This is a genomic window from Anaeromyxobacter sp. K, from assembly GCF_000020805.1.
Lineage (GTDB): Bacteria > Myxococcota > Myxococcia > Myxococcales > Anaeromyxobacteraceae > Anaeromyxobacter > Anaeromyxobacter dehalogenans.
On record NC_011145.1, the window covers coordinates 4569885 to 4586527 of the forward strand.

Sequence of the window (16643 nt, forward strand, 5' to 3'; positions counted from 1 at the left end):
GGCTCACAGGCTCACGCGCAGCGCCACGCCGGCGTCCACCACCGGCGCCTTCCCGAGCCGCGGGTCGGGCGGGGCGCCGAGGAACGCGGCGGCGCCGGCGGGGACCTCGTAGGCGAACCGGAGCTCGCCGCCCTTTCGTCCCATGTGGCCGGCCACGAACGTCTCCACCCTCAGGTACGTCAGCGCCAGCACCGAGTGGTCGAGGCGCACCACGAACGTGCGATCCGACAGGTTCCCGAGCGCGGACAGGGTGAAGATGGTGTTGTTCCAGCTCCCGGGCTTGGGCAGGGTCGCGAACGCGCCGGCGTAGTGGCGGCCGAGGTAGAACGGGCGGAACGCGGTGGGGTCCTGCTGCACCAGCGCGGGCGCGGTGGGGTTCGAGAGATCGACCCGCGGCGCGCCGGCGGCGAGGAAGGGATACACGTCGGCGTCGGAGTAGCCGGCGTCGTCGAAGAAGTACTCGGCGCCGACCAGGACGGCGTCCTCGTCGGAGTACTTCGCCGACCAGCTCCCGCCGAGCACGACCTGCGGGGTGAAGCCGCGCGGCTCGTACGGCGCGTAGCCGAACGGGTCCGTCAGCGTGGGCGCGGTCTTCCGCCAGCGGGGCCCGTCGGTGCCGGTGCGCAGCGCGGCCTCGGCGTAGAGGTCGAAGTCCCCGAGGCCGCCGGACAGGTCCACGCCGAAGCGCGGGCGGTGCCCGTCCTGCACCATCGCGTCGAGCCCGAGCTCGGCGGTGCCGGCCACCAGCTCGGCCCGGCCCCCGGCGCCGACCCGGCCGACGCGGTCGGTGGCGCGCGCCTGGCCGGCCAGGTCCTCGAACGCGAGGACGCCGTAGAAGTTCCAGCCGCGCGCCTCCCACGGCACGTGCACCTTCACCATGCTCGTGCCGCTGCGCGCGTCGTACACAGCCAGCGGGTCGCGCTTCACCGGGTGGAGGAAGTCGGTGGGGTTCCAGAACTTGCCGACGCCCCACTTCACGTGCTGCTTGCCGGCGGTGACGAACGCGCGCCGGCCGAGGTCGAAGTTCACCCACAACTGATCCAGCGTGCCGCGCGGGTTCGAGGCGGCGGTGGCGGCGGACTCGGTCACGCCGGCGCTGGGCTGGGTGAGCGCGACGCTGGCGCGCGAGAGCGTCGGGTCGTAGCTCATGCGGCCGAGCACGAACGCGCGGACCCGGTCGTTGGGCCGGGCGTCGAGGTAGGTGTCGAGCAGGTTCGGCGAGGCGAGGTACCAGTCCGCGGGATCCACGCCCTCCTGCCAGGTCCCGAGCGCGCGCAGGTAGAGCTGCCCGCCGATGCGGAGCGGGTCCTCGCGCTCGCGCGAGATGATCCCCTCGGGCGGCGGGGGCACCGCGTTGGGCGAGCCGCGGCTCCCGAACAGCTCGGCCTCCACGTCGCCGCGGTCCCGCGGGGTCGGCGCGGGGCCCTCGGCGCCGGGCGTCGCCTGCGGGGCGGGCGCGGCGGCGGGCGGCGGCGCCGGCGCGCCGAACAGCTCGTCCTCGCTCGGGCGATCCTGGGCGGAGACGGGCCGGCCCGGGAGCGCGCAGAGGGCGGCCGCGGCGAGCAGCGCGGCGGTGCGGGGCGAGGGCATGGGCGCGCTCCTACCGGCTCTTCGACTCGAGCCAGGCCTTGGTGAAGAGGTTGGCCTCCAGCGAGCGGAGGTCGATCTCACGGATCAGGATGAGCGTGGAGTTCCCCTTCTCGATCTCGTCGTAGATGCGGATCTCCTCCGGGTACCAGACCTCGCCCTTCTTCGACTCGGAGTAGATCTTCCTCCAGCGCGGCGTGTAGGTGGTGCGCATGAGCCGGCCGGAGAGCGCCACGTCCTGCCGCTTCAGGATGTTGAGGGTGGCCTTGTCCACCCACAGCCGCCGCACCGGGTAGGAGACGTCCACCCCGGGCTTCACGGTCAGCACGAGCTCGTGCACCTCGAACACGCCCAGCTTCGAGTCGCCCTTCCACTCGGCGGTGTAGTCCTCGGAGAGGCGCGGCTCGGAGAGGTCGTCGCGGCGCGTGTCGGTGCCGCCGATGCGCTCGCGCTCGGTGCGCCGCTCCCACCGGCCCGTGGACGGCTCGTAGCTCCACAGGTTCTTGTCGATGCGCAGGTAGCCCTTGCCGGCCTCGGCCTTGGGCTTGGTGAACAGGAAGAGCTGCTTGTCGTCCTCGTCGCGCCGGTAGACCAGCAGCTCGTAGACGACGTCGGTCTTCCCCTTCTCCTTCGCCTCCATGTAGCAGAGCGCCTTCCAGTCGCCGGAGTTGCGCTGGCGGTCGTCGAGCGTGGCGACCACGCGCTTCAGCTCGTCGGGCCCGAGCGCCGCGGCGGGCGGCGCCGCGAGCGCCAGGGCGGCGGCGGCGAGGGAGAGGACGGCGGCGAGGCGTGCGTGCATGGTGCGGGTCCCTGGGGTTCAGCCGATGTGGTGCATGGCGGTGACCGGCCGCAGGCGCGCCGCGCGGCGGGCGGGGAGCAGCGCGGCCACGACGGTCACGCCGGCGAGGAACAGCACGTCGGCGAGGATGGCGCCGGGCTGGAGCAGGAACGAGAGCTTCTCCTGCATGAGGAACAGCTGCATGCCCTCGGGCACGCCGATGCCGGCCAGGTTGAGCAGGAGCGCGATCCCGGCCGCCACCGCCGCGCCGGCCGCGGCGCCGGTGAGCCCGAGCAGCGCCGTCTCGAGGACGAACAGCCACAGCACCTTGCGGCGCTGCATGCCGATGGCGCGCAGCGTGCCGATCTCGCGGGTCCGCTCGCGGATGGCGATGGCGAGCGTGTTCAGGATGCCGATGACGACCACCACCATGAGCACGAACACGAGCAGCGCGGTGAGCGCGCGCAGGCCGAGGATGAACTGCTTGAACTGGCCCATCTCGTCTTCCCAGGTGGTCACGTCGAGCTTCTGGCCGGTCCAGTCCTCGCTCGGCACCTTCTGCATGAGCTTGATCCAGTACGGCTGCGACTCCGGCTCCATCACCCGCCAGCCCGCCTCGGCCAGCGCGGCGCGCAGCCGGCTCGCCACCGCCGGCGCGTCCGCCGGGTCCTTCAGGTACAGGTGCAGCGCGCCGGTGGCGGTGGGCGCGAGGCCGTAGAGCCGGCGCAGCGTGTCGCCCTGGATGAAGGCGCTGAACGCCGAGAGCAGCCCGACGTTGCGGGCGATCACCGCCACCCGGACGTCGGCGGTGTTGTTGACGCCTCGGGTGGTCGGGGCGGAGAGCGTCACCACGTCGCCCACCTTCACCTTGAGCCGATCGGCCTGCCCCTGGAACAGCAGCACCGTGTCCGGCTGCGCCAGGTCCTCGAGGCGGCCCTCCACCGGGCGGATCACCTTCGCGAACCCGCGCTCCTGGGCCACGTCCACCCCGCCCAGCACCAGGTCCATCGACGAGCTCTCGGAGACGGCCTTGGCCCAGCCGCGCCCGCGCACCGCCACGTAGTCGATCTCCGGGACGAGCGCCCGCACCGTGTCGAGCGCGCGCGGGTACTCGGACACGATGGGCGCGGCGCTGCCGGAGGTGATCTTGAAGAACCCGCCCACGTTCACGTGGCCGGTGAGCAGGGTGGTGGCCGACACCATCATGGCCCGCTCCACCCCGCCGGTCAGGCTGGAGAGCAGCACGAGCAGCGCCGTCACCGCCGCGAGCGCGCCGCCCAGGAACAGGTTGCGCCGGGTGTGCCGGGTGAGGTTGCGGGCGGCGATCTGGAGGTCCACGCGGATCACGATCAGTCCTCCGTCGCCATCGCCTCGACCGGCGTGACGCGCATGGCGAGCAGCGCCGGATAGAAGCCGGAGAGCACGCTCACCACCACCACCACCACGATCGACACCGCCACGCTGCCGCCGCCCAGGGTGGGCATGAGCGCGGGCCCCGAGAACAGGAAGTTGAGGAGGTCGGAGGTGGCGGGGATGCCGCCCGCGGCGCGCACCGCCCACACCCCCAGCCCGCCGAGACCCGCGCCGGCCAGCCCGAACGCCAGGCCCACCGAGGCGATCTCCACCAGCATCATCGCGAGCACGAACCGGCGCTGGGCGCCGATCGCGCGCAGCGTGCCGATCTCCTTCACCCGCTGGAGCGTCGCCATCACCATGGCGTTGTTGATGATGACGAGCGCGATGGCGAAGAAGATCACCACCGCGCTGTAGAGGATCACCCGCAGCAGCGTGACGAACTGGCCCACCAGGCCGGACGCCTGCTGCCAGTCGATGACCTTCAGGTGCAGCCCGGCCCGGTCCGAGGCCGCCTGCACGTCGCGCATGGTCTCGCGCAGCCGCGCGGGGTCGCGCAGGATCAGCGCCGCGTTCAGCGCCACGCCGCGGTCGATCTCCTCCTGCGAGTACGTCCGCGCCGAGAGGTCCTCGGCGGGCCGGTCCGCCCGGCGGTCCGCGAGCAGCCGCGCCTCGTCGATGCGGGCCGCGCGCGACTCGCCCTCCAGCGCGCCGCCGCCGCCGCCGAACAGCGCCGCCTCGGCGTCGTCGCGCGCGAGGTCGGTGGCGCCCACCGAGCGCTTGATGGCCTCGATCTCCGCCGCCCGCTCGCGGGTCATGTAGCCGTAGAGATCGCGGAAGGACTGCAGGTCCATCACGCTCATCATCCCGGCGATGCCGGACTTCTCGATCTGCCGGAACTGGATGAACCCGTAGACCTTCACGTTCACCGAGTTGAAGTACCCGCTCTTCGCCGGCGCCTTGATGGTGATGGTGTCGCCCACGTTGATGACGTACAGGCGCAGCAGCGGGGCGAGCTGGTCGTAGAAGATCCGGTAGCGCGCGTCGAAGCTCGCGTCGTCGGCGTCGAACAGGCGCGCGAGCAGCGCGGGCAGCGCCTCCGCCGCCGCGGCCGGGCCGAGCGCGCGGCGCAGCCGGGCGGTGGCCTCCTCCGCCTGGATGGGGTCGAGCTGCAGGAGGATGTCCTTCAGGCCGGCGCGGTTCTCGCGCACCCAGCGCTGCAGCTCCTCGTCGTCCGCGATGCGGCGGCCGCGCCGGTCGCGCGCCTCCTTGATCTGGTCGAGCCGCCGCGCGTTCCGGAGCTTCAGCCACTCCTCGGCGTACTGTTTGCCCACCAAGATCCCGCGACGGCCGCGCGGGATCATCTCGCCCTCGGCCACCTGCGCGAGCTGGAACGCGCGGAAGAACGCGTCCACGTCGGTGCCCACGTAGCGGATGAACGTGAAGCCGCCGTCCATGGACAGCTTCGCGATCCGGTTCTCCAGGAACTCGAGGTTGCCGTAGCGGTCGCGGTCGAACCCGGCCCAGAACGCGTCGTCCGCGGCGCGGGTCAGGTCGGCCCATTCCCGCCGCCGGTCCTCCGCGTCCCGGCCCTCCAGGTCGGCGATGCTGCGCGCCTGGCCCAGCTCGTCGCGGAGCAGGCCCACCATCCGGCGCACGTGCGCCTTGCGCGCCTCGTAGCCGCGCAGCGCCTCCGGCGTGCGGTCGCCGCCCTCCACGCGCCGCACGTCGGCGCGGAGCCGCTCCAGGGCGACGTCGAACACGTTCCCGGTGGCGACCATGGCCTGGTCGATGCCCATCGGCACCACCGTCTCCACGTTCGGCACCGCGGAGAGGACCTGCTTCACCTTCGCGAAGTCCTCGATGGGCTCGAGCAGCGACTCGCCGCGGAGGCCGCCGTACAGCTCCAGCGAGTCCTCGGAGCGGGCGTCGTACACCTGGAGCTGGCCGCCCAGGCTGCCCTGGATCGAGGTGCGCATGCCGCGGTCGATCGAGTCGAGCAGCGACAGCCCCAGCACCACCAGGAACGCGCCGCCCAGCACGATGGCGCCGATGATGGAGGTGCGGACCTTGCTCGCGGCCAGGTTGCGGAACGCGATCCGCAAGAGGACCAGCAGCGCGTCGCGGCGGCCGGTCACCGCGCCGCCTCCGCCGCCGCGCCCTGCCCCGCCTCGCGGCCCACGATGCGCCCGTCGGCGATGCGGATCACCGCGCTGGCGTGCGCCATCACCTTGGGATCGTGGGTGGAGAAGACGAACGTGGTGCCGTCGCGCGCGTTCATCTCCTTCATGAGGTCGATGATGTTCTCGCCGGTGGCCGAGTCGAGGTTGGCGGTGGGCTCGTCGGCGAGCACCAGCGACGGCGCGGTCACGAGCGCGCGGGCCACCGCGACGCGCTGGCGCTGGCCGCCGGACAGCTCGCTGGGGCGGTGCCGGGCGTGGCTGGCGAGGCCCACCGCCTCGAGCAGCCCCAGGACCCGCGCCTCGCGGTCCCGCCGCGAGAGCCCGCCCTGGAGCAGCAGCGGGAACTCCACGTTCTGGAACACCGACAGGACCTGGACCAGGTTGAAGCTCTGGAAGATGAAGCCGATGGTGCGCAGGCGGAGGTCGGTGAGCTGCCGCTCGCTGAGGCGCGAGGTGTCCTTCCCGTCCACCTGCACGACGCCCGTGGTGGGGGTGTCCACGCAGCCGATGAGGTTGAGCAGCGTCGTCTTCCCGCTGCCCGAGGGCCCGGCGATGGACAGGAACTCGCCCCGCCCGATCTCGAGCGTCACGTCCCGGAGCGCCGGCACCACCGTCTTGCCGAGCATGTAGTCCTTCGAGACGCCCTGCACCGCGACGATCGACATGCCGACGCTCCCCTGCGGCCCGGCGGCCGCGCGCCCGGCTTTTACCCGAAGTCCTGGACGGCGGCACGGTCAATCGTCCTGGCGACCGACCGCGACGGCGAACCCGCCCGGCTCCTCCTCGACCGCGTGCACGGTCCAGGGCCGACAGCATACCGGGCAGTCCTCGACGTACGTCTGCGACGCCCCGCCGCCGGGGTCCACGAAGATCGTCACCAGCTCGCCGCAGTAGGGGCACTCGATCTCGATGTCCACCGTGCCTCCCGTTATAGTCGCCCGGTGGCGAAGAAGCCTTTCAACGAGGGGCTGCAGCGCCTCCGGGAGCTCGCGCCGCGCCGCGACGAGCGGCCCCGGAGACCCGCGCCCCCGCCGCCGCCCGCGCCCGCCGCGCCGCCGCCGGAGCCGAGCGAGTCCGACCTGTGGGCGCAGGCCACCCGCGGCGCGCGGCCGGTGGACCGGGGCCCGGACACCGTCGCCCCCGCGGCGCCGCGCGGCGCCGCCGGCGCGCACTGGCACCCCGACCTCGAGGCCATCGACGCGCTCCGCGCCCTGGTCTCGGGCGAGGCGCCCTTCGACCTCTCCGACTCCGACGAGTACATCGAGGGCCGGGTGGCCGGGCTCGACCAGTCGGTGGTCCGCAAGCTCCGCCGCGGCGAGTTCGCGGTGCAGGGCCACGTGGACCTGCACGGCCTCACGCGCGCCGAGGCGAAGCAGGCGGTGGACGCGTACCTGCGCGGCGCGCGGCAGGCGGGCAAGCGCTGCGTCCTGGTGGTCCACGGCCGCGGGCTGCACTCCAAGGACCAGCTGCCGGTGCTGAAGGACGCGCTCAGGAGCTGGCTCGCCTCGGCGCGCTTCGCGCGGCACGTGCTGGCGTTCGCGACCGCCCGGCCGGTGGATGGCGGGGCGGGGGCGCTCTACGTGCTGCTGCGCCGGCCCGGGCGATAGCGCGCAGCCCCGAGCGTTGGAGCCCGGTTCGGTCGGGAGGATTCGCCCCAGCCTGCCCGGGACGTTGCGGAAACCTTTGGGTGGCGCGTTGGCTCTGAGCCACCGTGACCACGCACATTCCTTCCAAGGCCTCCCGCCTGGCGACGCTCGCCGCCGCCGCGGCGCTCCTCGCGCCCGCCGCGGCCGTCGCCGCGCCGCTCACCATCGAGGACGCGATCCGCGCGGCCTGGGCGCGGAACCCGGGCCTGCAGGCCTCGGCCGCGCAGGCCGAGGCGGCCCGGGCCGACGCCGACCGCGCCCGCGACGCCCGCCTCCCCACGCTCTCCTTCACCGCCCGGGCGTTCCGCACCGACGAGCCGATGATGGCGTTCGGCACCCGGCTCGACCAGGGCCGGATCACCATGGCCGACTTCGAGCCCGGCCGCCTGAACGATCCGCCGGGCATCGGCGGCGTGGGTGCCGGCGCCAGCATCCAGGTGCCGCTGTTCATGGGCGGCCGGCTGCTCGCGGGGCAGAGCGCCGCGGGCGCCATGGCCGGCGCGGAGGGCGCCTCGCACGCGCAGCGGCAGCGGGAGCTGGCCGCGGGCGTGGTGCAGGCGTACTTCGGCGCGCAGGCCGCCGAGGAGGGCGTCCGCTACGCGGAGGACCTGCTCGCGCAGGCGCAGGAGACCGAGCGCTTCGTCCGCCAGCGCGCCGCCCAGCAGCTCGCGCTCGAGGCGGACGTGGCCCGCGCGGTGGCGTTCCGCGCCCAGGCCGAGGCCGAGCGCGCCGCCGCGCTGCAGCGCCGCGCCACCGCCCGCTCGGCGCTGGTGATGCTGGCCGGCGACGAGGTGGCCGACGCCGAGCTGACCACGCCCATCGACGCGCTGCCCGCGCTCCCCGGAGGCGCCGCGCCGCCGCCCGAGCGCCCCGACCTGCTCGCCGCGCGGCTGCAGCGCGACGCGGCCGAGGCCGGCGTGCGCGCCGCGCGCGGCAGCCTGCTCCCGGCGCTGTTCGCCCAGGCGAGCGCCGAGACCCTGCGCACCCCCAGCCTCTCCGACGGCACCGCCTGGACCATGGTGGGCGTCATGGCGAAGTGGGACCTGTCGCTCGGCGACGCCCGCGCGCTGCGGGCCGCCCAGGCCCGCGCCACCGCCGCCGGCGACGCGCTGGTCTGGCGCGAGCGCGAGGCCGCTCGCGAGGGCGGCGAGGCGCGCCGCGCGGTGGAGACCGCCGACGCCCGGGTGCGCTCCGCCCAGGAGGCCGTGGCCGCCTCGGAGGAGGCGCGCCGGATGCGCGCCGCCCGCCATCGCCAGGGGATGCTCCCCCTCACCGACCTGCTCGACGCCGAGACCGGCCTCGCCGGCGCCCGGGCCCTGCTCGTCGCGAGCCGGCTGGAGGCGCGCCTGGCGCGCGCCCGGCTCGCCCTCGCCCTCAACGCTCCCATCGAAGGACTCACGCCATGAACCACCGCTCCCTGATGCTCGCGCTCGCGCTCGCCGCCCCGGCGCTGCCCGTCCCCTCCCTCGCCGCCGAGACCGCGGCCGCCCCCGCGGCGCCGGCCCGCGTCCGCGCCGCGCGCGTGGACGGCGGCGGCGCCGGCCGCACCGTGGCCGCGAACGTGGTCGCGGTGCGCCGCGCCACCCTCTCGACCCGGCTCGCCGCCAGCGTCACCCAGGTGCACGTGGAGGAGGGCCAGCGCGTCGCCGCGGGCCAGCTGCTCGTGTCCCTCGCCGACGGCGACGTGAAGGGCGGCCTCGAGGCCGCCGAGGCCGCGCTCGCCGCCGCCTCCGCCCACGAGAAGCGCATCGAGGCGCTGCTCGCGGAGCGGGCCGCCACCACCTCCGAGCTGGAGGGCGCGCGGGCCCAGCGCGCCCAGGCTGCGGCCGCGGTGGCCGGCGCCCGCGCCAACGTGGGCTACTCGCTGCTCCGCGCGCCGTTCGCCGGCACGGTCCAGTCGCGCCGGGTGAACGCCGGCGACCTGGTCGGCCCCGGCCAGCCGCTGCTGCAGCTCGAGGGCGACGCGCTCGAGCTGACCGCCAGCCTCTCCGACGACGAGGCGCGCGGCCTCGCCGTGGGCAAGACGCTCCCGTTCCTCGCCGGCGCGACCCGCGGCACCGCCGAGATCACCGCGCTCACCCCCGGCGGCGATCCCCTCTCCCACCGGCGCGGGCTGCGCGCCCGCGTCCAGAAGGCGGAGGGCGAGCTCCGCTCCGGCTCGTTCGCGCGCCTGGTGCTGCCGGCGGCCGCCGGCGACGCGAAGGCGGGCGCCGGGCAGGCGGCGCTGTGGGTGCCGAAGAGCGCGCTCGTCCAGCGCGGCGATCTCACCGGCGTGTTCGTGGCCGACGGCGGCAAGGCCCGCCTGCGCTGGATCTCGCCCGGCGAGCCCGCCGGCGAGGCGGTGCTGGTGCGGGCCGGGCTGCGCGCCGGCGAGACCGTCATCGACGCGCCCGGCGCGCTCCGCGACGGGCAGGCGGTGGAGGTGACGCCGTGACGATCCCCGAGCAGGGCCAGCGCCTGGGCCTGGCCGGGCGCCTGGCGCGCCCGTTCCTGCGCTCCAAGCTCACGCCCGTCATCGTCCTCGCCTCCATCCTGCTCGGGCTGGCCGCGGTCTGGCTGACCCCGCGCGAGGAGGAGCCGCAGATCGTCGTCCCCATGGTCGACGTCATGGTGCCGTTCCCCGGCGCCAGCCCGCGCGACGTGGAGACGCAGCTCGTCACCCCGCTCGAGCGGCGGCTCTGGGGCATCCCCGGCGTCGAGTACCTGTACAGCTCGAGCCGGGCCAACGTCGGCTTCATCACCGTGCGCTTCAAGGTGAACGAGCCGCTCGAGCCCTCGCTGGTGAAGGTTCACCAGGAGCTGGGCGCGCACCCCGAGCTGCTGCCCTCCGGCACGCTGCCGCCGGTGGTGCGGGCGCTCACCATCGACGACGTCCCGTTCCTGACGGTCACGCTCCACGCCGAGGACCCGCTCCCGGCCGGCGAGCTGCGCAAGCTGGGCGAGGAGGTGGCGCGCGAGCTCTCCGACGTGCCGCGCACCGCCAGCGTGCAGGTGGTGGGCGGCGCCCGCCGCACCGTGCGCGTCGAGCCGGATCCGGCGCGGCTGCGCGCCCTCTCGGTGTCGCTCGCCGAGCTGCACCAGGCGCTGCAGGGCGCCCAGGCCCAGCTCCCGGCCGGCGCGCTGGTCGAGGGCGGCAAGCGCATCGAGCTCGAGGCGCAGGGCTTCGCCCGCTCCGCCGCCGAGCTGGACCGGGTGGTGGTGACGGTCCGCGACGGGCGGCCCATCTACGTCGAGGACGTGGCCCGGGTCGTGGACGGCCCCGAGCCCGAGCCGGCGGTGGTGCTCACCGCCGAGAAGGGCAAGGAGGGCTTCGAGCAGGCCGTGTCGATCGTGGTCGCGAAGCGCCCGGGCACGAACGCCACCGAGCTCGCCCACGAGGTCCTGGCCAAGGTGGACGCGCTCCGCGGCGGGCTCATCCCGGCCGGCGTGAAGGCCGACGTCACCCGCAACTACGGCGAGACCGCCGGCGAGAAGTCGAACGAGCTCATCGAGCACCTGCTCATCGCCACGCTCTCGGTGATCGCGCTCATCCTGCTCGCGATGGGCTGGCGCTCGGCGGTGGTGGTGGCGGTGGCGGTGCCGGTCACGCTGGCGCTCACCCTGCTCATCACCTACCTGAACGGCTACACGCTGAACCGCGTCACGCTCTTCGCGCTCATCTTCTCCATCGGCATCCTGGTGGACGACGCCATCGTGGTGGTCGAGAACATCCACCGCCACCTGCACCTGCCCGGCCCGAAGCGCAGCTTCGCCCAGGTGGTGCTGGACGCGGTGGACGAGGTCGGCAACCCGACCATCCTCGCCACCGTCGCGGTGATCGCCGCCATCCTCCCCATGGCCATGGTCCGCGGGCTGATGGGCCCGTACATGCGCCCCATCCCCGTGGGCGCCAGCGTGGCGATGGTGTTCTCGCTCCTCATCGCGTTCGTGGTGAGCCCCTGGGCCGCCATGAAGGTGTTCCGCAAGGAGGCGCACCTCCCCGACACCGACGCCACCGGGCTCCACCCGGCCGATCCGGACCGCGAGCCGCCGGAGCCCGCCTCGGCCGAGCCGCACGCGGTGGCCGAGTCGGCGCCGGAGGGCCGCGTCGCCCGCCTCGACCGCAAGGTCATCCGCGCGCTGCTCGGCTCGTGGAAGGTGCAGCTCGGCTTCCTGGCGCTGGTGACGGCGCTGCTGCTCGGCGCGGTGGCGCTGCTCTTCACCGGCGCGGTGAAGGTGAAGATGCTGCCGTTCGACAACAAGAGCGAGTTCCAGGTGCAGCTCGACCTGCCCGCCGGCGCCGCGCGCGAGGAGGCGCTGGCGCTGGGCCAGGACGTCGCCCGCCGGCTGCTGGCCGAGCCGGAGGTGGAGAGCGTCCAGGTGCACTCCGGGGTGGCCGCCCCGTTCACGTTCGTGGGCATGGTCCGCCACAGCTTCCTGCGCGAGGCGCCGGAGATGGTGGACCTGCAGGTGAACCTCTCGCCCAAGGGGGAGCGCAAGGCCGCCAGCCACGCCATCGCGGTGCGGGTCCGCCCGCTCGTCGAGGCGCTGGCGCACCCGGCAGGCGCGCGCGTCAAGGTGGTCGAGATCCCGCCGGGCCCGCCGGTGCTCGCCACCATGGTGGCGGAGATCTACGCGCCGTCCGCGCAGGAGCGCGACCGCCTGGGCCGCGAGGTCAAGGCCGCGTTCGACGCGGTGCCGGGCGTCGTGGACGTGGACTCCTCGCTCAACCCGACCAGCCCGAAGCTGGCGCTGGCGGTGGACCGCGAGAAGGCGGCCCTGCACGGCGTGCAGCCCGCCCACGTGGTGCAGACGCTGGCCGCGGCGGGCTACGGCGCGCCGCTCGGCACGTTCCACGGCTCGCAGGGCGCGGCGCAGGTGCCGGTGGTGCTGCAGCTCGCGCCGGCGCAGCGGACCCGCCTCGACGCGATGCTCGCGCTCACGGTCCCGGGCGCGCGCGGGCTGGTGCCGCTCTCCGAGCTGGTGCGCGTCGAGGAGACGCGCGAGGCGCCGGAGATCCAGCACAAGAACCTGAAGCCGGTGACCTACGTCACCTCCGACCTGGCCGGCGAGATCGAGAGCCCGCTCTACGCGCTCCTGGCGCTGAACCAGAAGCTGGAGGGGCTGAGGGGCGACCGCGGCGAGCCGGTGGCCCGCTACGGCCTCTCCCACCCGCCCGACACCGAGCACGCCTCGATGAAGTGGGACGGCGAGTGGCACATCACGCTGGAGGTGTTCCGCGACCTCGGGCTCGCGTTCGGCGCGGTGATGCTGCTCATCTACGTGCTCATGGTGGGCTGGTTCCAGAGCTTCTCCATGCCGCTCGTGATCCTGGTGCCCATCCCGCTGTCGCTCGTCGGCATCCTGCCGGCGCACGGCCTGTGGGGCGCGTTCTTCACCGCCACCAGCATGATCGGCTTCATCGCCGGCGCCGGCATCGTGGTGCGCAACAGCATCATCCTGGTGGACTTCGCCGAGCTGAAGCTGCGCGAGGGGATGCCGCTCGCGGCCGCGGTGGAGGAGGCGGTGCTGGTCCGCTTCCGGCCCATGGCGCTCACCTCGCTCGCGGTCATCGTGGGCAGCGCGGTGATGCTGGCCGACCCCATCTTCCAGGGGCTGGCGGTGGCGCTCATGGCCGGCGCGGTGGCGTCCACGCTGCTCTCGCGCTACGCGGTGCCGGTGATCTACTACGTGCTGGCGCGGCGCGGCCGCGCGGCCGAGCTGCAGCGCGAGGGGGCGCGGGCCGCCGAGCTCGCCGCCGCTCAGAGCAGCGTGCCGGAGAGGATGAGCGTCGCGGTGGTGAAGTAGATGACGAGCCCGGTCACGTCCACCAGCGTGGCCACGAACGGCGCGGAGGCGCTGGCGGGGTCGAGCTTCAGGCTGCGCAGCACGAACGGCAGCAGCGAGCCCGCCAGCGTCCCGAACGTCACCACGCCGATCAGGCTGCAGAACACGGTGGCGGCGACGAGCAGGTAGTGCTCGCCGTAGGTGGGCCGCACCGCCTGCCACAGGACGATGCGCAGGAACCCGATGGTGCCGAGCACGGCGCCGAGCGCGAGCCCGGCGCCGATCTCGCGCCGCATCACCCGCCACCAGTCGCGGAGCCGGACCTCGCCGAGCGCCATGGCGCGGATGACGAGGGTGGTGGCCTGCGAGCCGGAGTTGCCGCCCGACGAGATGATGAGCGGCACGAACAGCGCCAGCACCACCGCGCGGGCGATCTCGCCCTCGTAGCGCGCCATGGCGGTGGCGGTCAGCATCTCGCCCAGGAACAGGGCGGCGAGCCAGCCGGCCCGCTTCTTCACCATGGCGGTGAAGCCGACCTCGAGGTACGGCGCCCCCAGGGCCTCCATGCCGCCGATCTTCTGGATGTCCTCGGTGGCCTCCTCCTCGACCACGTCCACGATGTCGTCCACCGTGACGATGCCCTTGAGGTGCCCCTCGGCGTCCACCACCGGCAGCGCCATGAAGTCGGTGTCGCGGAACACGCGGCTCACCGCCTCCTGGTCCTGGTCGTCGCGCACGGTGACCGGGTCGGTGCGCATGATGTCGCGCACCCGGCGCCCCGGCTGCGCGGCGAACAGCTCGCGGAAGCTCACCACCCCGAGCAGCCGCTGCGCGTCGTCGAGCACGTACACGTAGTAGATGGTCTCGAGCCGCTCCTGCGCCTGGCGGCGCAGGTAGATGATGGCCTCGTCCATCGTCATGTCCGGCCGGAGCCGCGCGTAGCGCGGGCTCATCAGGCCGCCGGCGTCGTCCTCGGCGTAGGCGAGCAGCGCGCGCACGTCGCGCCGGGTCTGCTCGTCGAGCAGCCCGAGCAGCCGCTCGCGCTCCTCCGGCTCCGCCGCCTGCACCAGGTCGGCGGCGTCGTCCGGCGCGAGCAGGCGCGCCCAGGAGCGCTGCTCCTCGTGCGGCACGGCGCGGAGGAGATCGGCCTGGTCGCGCGCCGAGCGCGTCAGGAACAGGTCCTCCGCCTCCGCCCGCGGCAGCAGGTGGAAGCCCTCCACCCGGTCCTCGGGGGAGAGCACCGGCCACAGGTCCGCCAGCTCCTCGGCGGTGACCTCCTCGCGCGCCTCGGTGTCGGCCATGGGCGTCGCCCCGCTAGAGCCCGGCGGCGATGGCGCGGGCCGCGGCGGCCGGATCCGGCGCGTCGCGGAGCGGTCGCCCCACCACGATGACGTCGGCGCCGGCGCGCACCGCCTCGGCGGGCGTCGCCACCCGGGCCTGATCGCCCTTCGCCGCCCCCGCGGGCCGGACCCCGGGCACCACCAGCAGGGGGCCGGGCCCCACCGCCGCGCGCACCGCCGCGACCTCGTGCGGCGAGCAGACGATCCCGCCGGCGCCGGCGCCCACCGCCAGCCGCGCCAGCCGGACCACCGCCGCCTCGGGGGGGCCGGCGAGGCCGACGGCGTCGAGCGCCGCGGCGTCCAGGCTGGTGAGCACCGTCACCGCCAGCACCCGCACCCCCGGGCCGGCGCCGCGCACCGCCGCCTTCACCATCTCCGCGCCGCCGGCGGCGTGCACGGTCAGCAGCGCCGCGCCGCTCGCGGCCGCGCTTCGCGCCGCGCCCTCCACGGTGTTGGGGATGTCGTGCAGCTTCAGGTCGAGGAACACCGGCCGACCCAGCCGCGCCGCGGCGCGCACCGCGGCGGGCCCCTCCGCCGCGAACAGCTCGAGGCCCACCTTGAGCAGGCCGACCTCGGGCGCGACGGCCCGCGCGAACGGCTCCGCCGCGGCGAAGGTGGGGAAGTCGAGCGCGGCGCAGATCCGTTCCGACGGCTTCATGGCTAGGCCTTTCCGACCTGCATGCGCCCGACCTCGCGCAGCAGCGCGTCGGCCTCGGGGCGGGGCAGGCAGTTCTTCACCTCGAACAGCGCGAACGCGAGCAGGTCCTCGAGCGCCTCCAGCGCCCGCGCCCGCGCCGCCGCGCCGGTCCAGGTCCCGACCGCGAGCACGTTCGCGAGCACCAGCATCACGTCCACCGAGCCGTCCTCGGCGAGGCGGACTCCCTCGAACAGCGCCCGCTGCTTCGGCGGCAGGCGCTCGAAGTAGCTGTTGAGCCGCGCCGAGGCGTCCGGCTGGGCGGCGGCGAGCGCCTCGTGCACGCGCACGAAGATGCGGCGGTAGATCTCGAACGGCCCGGAGGTGCGCACGCCGGGCGGCGGGGTCGGGCGCGGCGTCTCCGGCACCGGCTCGGGCGAAGGCGCCGCGGGCAGGGCCGGGGCCGCCAGCACGCCGCGGCGGACCAGCATCACCGCGGTGGCGAGCGCCTCGCGCAGGGTGAGGCTGGCGGCCCGGGCCGCCTCGCCGATCGTGCGCGCCCCGTCCACCGCCTCGACGAGCCGCGCCTCCAGCGCGGCGAGCCCACCGGCCGCGTCCGCGCCGCCCCGGGCCCGGTGCAGCACCACGTCGCGCCCGCCCAGCTCGCGACCGAGCTGCTCCGCCTCCTCGACCCGGCGCATGCCCTCCAGCAGGAGCTCGCGGGTCCGCTGGGGCAGCTTCACCGCGTTCTGCTCGTCGGTCCGTCCCTCGAGGAACGCGAACGTGCCGGTGGACTCCAGGAACGCGCCCATCAGGATCTCGGTCACCTGGAGCGTCATCCCCTCGTAGAGCTGGCCGGGCGAGAGCAGCCCCTGGTCCACCAGCACCTGCCCGAGCGGATGACCGGCGGAGACGAGGTGGCGGCAGCGCTCCTGGTCCTCGGCCCGGACCAGGCCGGACCGCACCAGCATCGGGCCGAGCCGCTCGGCGGGCTCGGAGGAGGAGGCGAACACCACCTGCCCGTCGCGGAAGAAGATGCTGCGCCGCCGCAGCTGCTCGGGCCGGTCGGGCGCGGCCGCGTGCTCGCCGTCGGCGCCGAACGCGAGCAGCAGCACGCCGGTCTTGAGGGAGGTGAACACGAACTGGATCACCTCGGGCACGGAGAGCGCCGAGAGCGAGCCCGCGAACCACGAGCGCGGCGTCTCGCCGCGCGCGGGGGCGATGAGCGCGAACGCGCCGCGCGCCGACACCAGCTCGGCGTCGCCCCCTCCGGCGAGCCCCAGCGCCTCCGCCTCGCGCGGCGGCAACGTGACCTGGCCCTCGGCCCCCACCGACAGCTTCGCGCGCATCCACCCC

The 16643-nt window shown here is 74.7% G+C and carries 13 protein-coding genes; 4 read left to right on the forward strand and 9 right to left on the reverse strand.

Annotated elements, in window-relative coordinates:
- Positions 1-3 precede the first annotated feature (3 nt).
- From ANAEK_RS20310 to ANAEK_RS20335, 6 genes are all read right to left on the reverse strand, one after another.
- The gene (locus ANAEK_RS20310) at positions 4-1590 is read right to left on the reverse strand and encodes a hypothetical protein (RefSeq protein WP_012528003.1); all 1587 of its coding nucleotides are present in this window, start codon (positions 1588-1590) and stop codon (positions 4-6) included.
- 10 nt (positions 1591-1600) lie between these two features.
- Positions 1601-2386 (reverse strand): outer membrane lipoprotein-sorting protein, encoded by a 786-nt coding sequence (locus ANAEK_RS20315; RefSeq protein ID WP_011422982.1) that lies wholly within the window; start codon positions 2384-2386, stop codon positions 1601-1603.
- Positions 2387-2404: 18 nt separating this feature from the next.
- Positions 2405-3712 carry an ABC transporter permease gene (locus ANAEK_RS20320; protein WP_012528004.1) on the reverse strand — a complete coding sequence of 436 codons (1308 nt, stop codon included), beginning with the start codon at positions 3710-3712 and terminating at the stop codon, positions 2405-2407.
- 2 nt (positions 3713-3714) lie between these two features.
- Positions 3715-5856, reverse strand: a complete 2142-nt coding sequence (locus tag ANAEK_RS20325) for an ABC transporter permease (protein WP_012528005.1) — start codon at positions 5854-5856, stop codon at positions 3715-3717.
- On the reverse strand, positions 5853-6566 hold the full coding sequence (locus tag ANAEK_RS20330; RefSeq protein WP_012528006.1) for an ABC transporter ATP-binding protein: 714 nt from the start codon (positions 6564-6566) through the stop codon (positions 5853-5855). The genes ANAEK_RS20325 and ANAEK_RS20330 overlap by 4 nt, the downstream gene beginning before the upstream one ends.
- Positions 6567-6635: 69 nt before the next feature.
- Positions 6636-6818, reverse strand: coding sequence for a CPXCG motif-containing cysteine-rich protein (locus ANAEK_RS20335; RefSeq protein ID WP_012528007.1), 183 nt, complete (start codon positions 6816-6818; stop codon positions 6636-6638).
- A gap of 24 nt (positions 6819-6842) precedes the next feature.
- Here ANAEK_RS20335 and ANAEK_RS20340 point away from each other — a divergent pair, with 24 nt between their 5' ends.
- The 4 genes from ANAEK_RS20340 to ANAEK_RS20355 all read left to right on the forward strand — a co-directional run bounded on the left by ANAEK_RS20340 (position 6843) and on the right by ANAEK_RS20355 (position 13334).
- Positions 6843-7508: a Smr/MutS family protein gene (locus tag ANAEK_RS20340; protein ID WP_012528008.1), complete on the forward strand. Its 666-nt coding sequence runs from the start codon at positions 6843-6845 to the stop codon at positions 7506-7508.
- A gap of 104 nt (positions 7509-7612) precedes the next feature.
- The gene (locus ANAEK_RS20345) at positions 7613-8953 is read left to right on the forward strand and encodes a TolC family protein (RefSeq protein WP_012528009.1); all 1341 of its coding nucleotides are present in this window, start codon (positions 7613-7615) and stop codon (positions 8951-8953) included.
- Positions 8950-9981 (forward strand): efflux RND transporter periplasmic adaptor subunit, encoded by a 1032-nt coding sequence (locus ANAEK_RS20350; protein WP_012528010.1) that lies wholly within the window; start codon positions 8950-8952, stop codon positions 9979-9981. Before ANAEK_RS20345 ends, ANAEK_RS20350 begins: the two co-directional genes overlap by 4 nt.
- A complete protein-coding gene (locus tag ANAEK_RS20355; RefSeq protein ID WP_012528011.1) occupies positions 9978-13334 on the forward strand; it encodes an efflux RND transporter permease subunit in 3357 nt (1118 codons plus the stop codon). The genes ANAEK_RS20350 and ANAEK_RS20355 overlap by 4 nt, the downstream gene beginning before the upstream one ends.
- Here the strand turns inward: ANAEK_RS20355 and mgtE are convergent.
- Genes mgtE through ANAEK_RS20370 form a run of 3 tightly spaced genes read right to left on the reverse strand, consistent with a single transcriptional unit; the run spans position 13289 to position 16636 of the window.
- Entirely contained in the window at positions 13289-14614 is a 1326-nt protein-coding gene (gene mgtE / locus ANAEK_RS20360; RefSeq protein WP_012528012.1) for a magnesium transporter, read from the reverse strand. The two genes, ANAEK_RS20355 and mgtE, sit on opposite strands and share 46 nt — an antisense overlap.
- A gap of 13 nt (positions 14615-14627) precedes the next feature.
- Entirely contained in the window at positions 14628-15311 is a 684-nt protein-coding gene (gene pyrF / locus ANAEK_RS20365; protein WP_012528013.1) for an orotidine-5'-phosphate decarboxylase, read from the reverse strand.
- A gap of 2 nt (positions 15312-15313) precedes the next feature.
- Entirely contained in the window at positions 15314-16636 is a 1323-nt protein-coding gene (locus ANAEK_RS20370; RefSeq protein ID WP_012528014.1) for a DUF4388 domain-containing protein, read from the reverse strand.
- Positions 16637-16643: the final 7 nt, after the last annotated feature.